Here is a 4,165-nt window from a genome sequence, read left to right as displayed (position 1 = left end):
ATATAAAAGTAAGAACAAATATTTTCAGGGCAAGCCAAAACCGAAATGTATTTATCGTTAGACGCAATCAATTTAGGTTCATCTATACGTCCAATGAATGCACCTTCACCAAGCGAGTAGCCTAACTTTTTTGAGTTATCAGTAAAATAGACTTGATATGGAGGTTCTTCCCAAAGCGGTGAACAACCAAGAACAAACAGTGATATGAATAATATAAGTTTCTTTGTCATTAATATACGACCTAATTTTTGTTGTTATTTAACCATTCAAAATACTTCTCTAAGAACAAATGAGCATCACCCAACAAAAGTTTATCATGTGCCATTAAAAGCTTCTTAGCGTGCCAACCTAGCATGGTATTAAGATGGCTTTTGATCCTTAATCTCTTGGCATATAAGTTTAAACTTTGCTTTTTTAAAGCGATTCATAAAAGAGTTTAAATAAATTAACTGACCGTATTCATCCATAGTTGATTCTCTGTGAGATACACCTAACCAATGCTGGTAAAAGTCATCAAAGTCAGAATAAGCAATTTCTTTTGAGGCCCCTTCTACTAACCAACAATGCTCTATATCTATTAAATCGAGATTAATTGTTTTGCTTAAACTCAGCCCGAGCATTGCAAGCAATAATTTGAGCTCTTCTAAATTATTCAGGCATACAGATTCTTGCAACTCAAACCGAGACTCTAAGTTATTTAACATATTAGTATCTAAACTATTTACCGCTACAAAACTATAGTGATGCAATGTTTCTTCCTTGTAGTAGATAGTGTTTTAAAGTACCAAAAACTAAAAAGCCCAGCAAGTGCTGGGCTAAAAACGGTTATCTATCGTCTTATCGCTTAAAACTTGAAGCTTAAACCCGATTAACTTTCGTCCTGCTCCATAAAGCGCTGAAGCTGGTCTTTAAGATTAGGTGGAATACCTTTGATCACTAGTGTATCGGTTGCTTCGTTATACATTACGCGTTCACCTAAGTGTTTACGTTCAAAGCTCACGCTAACACCGCCGCCCATGCCAGAGAACTTCACCATACTAGTGACTGTTTTCTTATCAACAGGGAACGACTCTTCTAAGTCATAACTTTGCTCTTGGCAGAAGCTTTCAAATGGGCTGTCGTCATTTTTCGATAAGGTTGCAGAAAGCTCTTTAACGTTGGCATCTTCACCTGTTGTTACGCAATCATTACAGTAATCAAATACTTGCTTGCGTAGCTCGTCTTTTTCTGACTTATCGTATTGTTGCTCAGATAAATAATCTTCTACAGCACTAAGCATAACTTGGCTTTGCTGTTTAGGATCAATGCCCTCTTCGCAGCCTAAAAAGTCTAAAAAGAAGTCAGCCACTTTACGACCTGCACGACCTTTAATAAACGACACATAGCGATTATCTTCTGGTTGAGTATCCCACGCAGTTAAATCGACACGTGCAGCTAGTTGCATACGCGAAATATCTAAGTGACGTGATGAAGCTAAATCAAGCTCAGAAGTAATTGAGTAATGCTCTTTAATATTGATCATCGCAATTAACAAAAAGTCACTTGCAACATATTGATAATGGCAAAAAACTAAATAACCCGTTTCATTAAAGGCATACTTATTTAACTCTTCTTTTAGCACATTTGTTGCTTGCTCTGTCATGTGCCAAAAGCCAAGTTCGTCGTTACGGTAACTTTGCATAGCCGAAGCAACAATGCTGTTTTTCTCGCCGCTGAATGCACAGTAGCCTTTACCTGGCTTACCATTATATGCATGGTGTAGCTGCTCTATAAAAACGGCTACTTTATCGTTAACAACCATCTCATCATTGCGTAAATGAATATCTGTATCGTCATCTTTTTTGTCTACATAATGAACGACTAATTTTTTAACATCTATTGTCATCTTTGTTTTTCACGCCTCTGGTGTTAAAATACGGGAATATAACTCTTTTTATCGAACCAACTGATGCCTATCATATCAAAATATTCTAATGACCAAGTAGAACAAATCGTTGATCAGCTGATTGATGTACTAACAGAGCACAAAGCGCCTGTTGATTTAAGCCTTATGTGTTTAGGAAATTCTATCACGCATATTTTAAAAGAGCATGTACCATCAGAGAAAAGACAAGCTGTTGCCGACAACTTTGCCAAAGCATTAGCACAGTCGGTTAAATAAGATTTATGAATTTATCGCAACAAAGTCAGTTTTCTTCAAAAGTAAGTCAGCTTTTAAGTTGGGGCCATTGGTTCACCTTTGCAAACATAGGTTTAGTGCTATTTATTAGCTTAAGCTACTTAGTTGCAGACAGTGCACCGACAACCTTCATGGGCTATTTATACATGCTCGTGACCTGGTTAAGCCACACCAGCTTTATTACTTTTATTGCCTTTGTTTTAACGATATTTCCATTAAGTTTAGTGTTTCCATACCCTCGGCATATCCGAGGGATGGCAGCCATTATTGCAACCCTCGGCGCGTCATTCTTAACGCTTGATGCCTATGTATATTTTAACTTGGGTTATCACTTAAATACGTCTGCTCTACCTGAAATCGTTTCTTTGTTGTGGCACCGTTTAACAAGCTCACCGGCATTAACAACAATTCTTGCAGGCGGCATTGTGCTGCTAATTCTAGCGTTCCAATTATTAGTCAGTAACTACACCTGGCACCACCTAGCGCGCTTAAAGCAATATAAGTTCCCGCGCTATGCAACCAGCACTATTTTAGTGTGCTTTGCACTTAGCCACAGTATTCATATTTGGGCAGATGCCAATTTAAAATTTGATATCACTAAACAAGATAATGTATTGCCGTTGTCTTACCCTACAACAGCAAAAAGCTTATTAGCTAAAAACGATTTGCTCGATTTAGAAAGCTACAAAGAAGCACACGATGTGAGGCTTGACCCACATAATATCGATTACTTAGCACCTACTCCACTTGCCGAGTGTAAAGCTGAGTCGAGTGCGACTATCGATATTTTAGTATTTGAGAATAATGCTGACCTAGAGCAATTTGTTGCCACTGAGCCTGCACTACGCAAGACAGACTTGTTCTTACAACCTGTAGAAACCGAAGATACGTTATTTAGTTTAGTGTATGGCCTGCCAGCATTTTACAAAGCCCCTATTCTAGACAAACAGCAACTGCCTGTGTGGCTTGCTGATAATCGCTCAATTCAAATTAATGGTTTTGAGCAATTCGAATTTATTAATAATGACGACCAAAACCCAGCGGTTCGCCTTGTACGCGCAGACGCTACAACACAAGCACGTGAATCTGCTAATGCCGTATTTGCCTTTAGTCTTGCACAGCAGAGCAATGGTATTGTTACAGCCTCTCGTTTATACAGCTCAGATAAAAAAGTTGTACAAACCGAAGGCCTTATTCAACCAAGTGATATTATCGCCACCAGCGTGGGGCATTACCTTGGTTGTAAAACACTCGCAAAACAAAGCATGTTGGGTAGCAACTTATACAAACGCCATGACGACACCGGTGTTAACTACTCGCAAAATGTATTTATCGCATTTAAAAAAGACAGAATTACCCTGATAGATTCAGACGGTAACTTTAAAAACATTTCAGCAGCGCAAGGCTTTGCCATTGAACAAGGCTTAGATATTCCATTCTTAGTGCAAAGCATTAAAAAGCTGAAACGATATACGCCCTAGCGCTTATTGATAAATCATTATTTCGAGCTAGCTTTAGATATTAGACACTTTAATTGATTAGGAGACACGGACGTCATGAAAGCCATAATCATTTATCTAATATCACTAACACTACTTTGTTTTACCAACACATCACTTGCTGCCACCACAGAATACTATAAATGTGTCACAGACAGAGGCACGGTATTTAGTGAGTTCCCCTGTGGTAGCCGTGCAACCAAGCACAAAATTCAAGTCACCGACCCAGACTTACAAGCTCCGCAAAACTTCGTTAAAGAGCTCAACGAGCTTGAGCGCCAGCAAATTATCAGAAACCTCGAAGCCGAAATTCGAAGCTATAAACACCGTTTAGATATCTTAAGCCGTGATCGAGACCGAGCTCAGTACCAGCAAGAACAGCGCTTAAACCGAATTTTGTCTGATAAAGAAGCTAAAAAAATTAATAAAGACATTAAAAAACAGCTAAAAGCAATTAACAAGCAATACGGGCGCGACGTAAAAAGCG

At 38.6% G+C, this 4,165-nt stretch carries 5 protein-coding genes and 1 pseudogene; 3 read left to right on the top strand and 3 right to left on the bottom strand.

Features of this window, described 5'->3' with window-relative positions; genetic code table 11:
- From L1D51_RS20695 to yejK, 3 genes and pseudogenes are all read right to left on the bottom strand, one after another.
- A pseudogene (locus L1D51_RS20695) lies at positions 1-230 on the bottom strand (hypothetical protein); the annotation flags it as partial.
- 129 nt (positions 231-359) lie between these two features.
- Entirely contained in the window at positions 360-749 is a 390-nt protein-coding gene (locus L1D51_RS20690; RefSeq protein WP_054561352.1) for a hypothetical protein, read from the bottom strand.
- Between the two features lie 119 nt (positions 750-868).
- On the bottom strand, positions 869-1,885 hold the full coding sequence (gene yejK / locus L1D51_RS20685; RefSeq protein ID WP_054554703.1) for a nucleoid-associated protein YejK: 1,017 nt from the start codon (positions 1,883-1,885) through the stop codon (positions 869-871).
- A gap of 63 nt (positions 1,886-1,948) precedes the next feature.
- On the opposite strand from yejK, the gene L1D51_RS20680 reads away from it, so the two are divergent.
- The 3 genes from L1D51_RS20680 to L1D51_RS20670 all read left to right on the top strand — a co-directional run.
- Complete coding sequence (locus L1D51_RS20680; RefSeq protein ID WP_054554702.1) at positions 1,949-2,161, top strand: YejL family protein; 213 nt, start codon at positions 1,949-1,951, stop codon at positions 2,159-2,161.
- 5 nt (positions 2,162-2,166) lie between these two features.
- Complete coding sequence (locus L1D51_RS20675; RefSeq protein WP_054561351.1) at positions 2,167-3,660, top strand: DUF3413 domain-containing protein; 1,494 nt, start codon at positions 2,167-2,169, stop codon at positions 3,658-3,660.
- A 75-nt stretch (positions 3,661-3,735) separates the two neighbouring features.
- The coding region (locus tag L1D51_RS20670; RefSeq protein WP_239964715.1) for a DUF4124 domain-containing protein at positions 3,736-4,165 on the top strand (430 nt) is incomplete at its 3' end.

Origin of the sequence: Pseudoalteromonas shioyasakiensis (assembly GCF_022398475.1) — a bacterium.
GTDB lineage: Bacteria > Pseudomonadota > Gammaproteobacteria > Enterobacterales > Alteromonadaceae > Pseudoalteromonas.
The sequence above is the reverse complement of the archived record's forward strand: the minus strand, read 5'-3'. Positions and strand labels throughout refer to the sequence as shown.

Excerpts from the sequence above, each read along its gene's own strand:
- L1D51_RS20680 (WP_054554702.1), top strand. The coding sequence starts at position 1,949 with ATGCCTATCATATCAAAATATTCTAATGACCAAGTAGAACAAATCGTT.
- L1D51_RS20675 (WP_054561351.1), top strand. The coding sequence starts at position 2,167 with ATGAATTTATCGCAACAAAGTCAGTTTTCTTCAAAAGTAAGTCAGCTT.
- yejK (WP_054554703.1), bottom strand. The coding sequence starts at position 1,885 with ATGACAATAGATGTTAAAAAATTAGTCGTTCATTATGTAGACAAAAAA.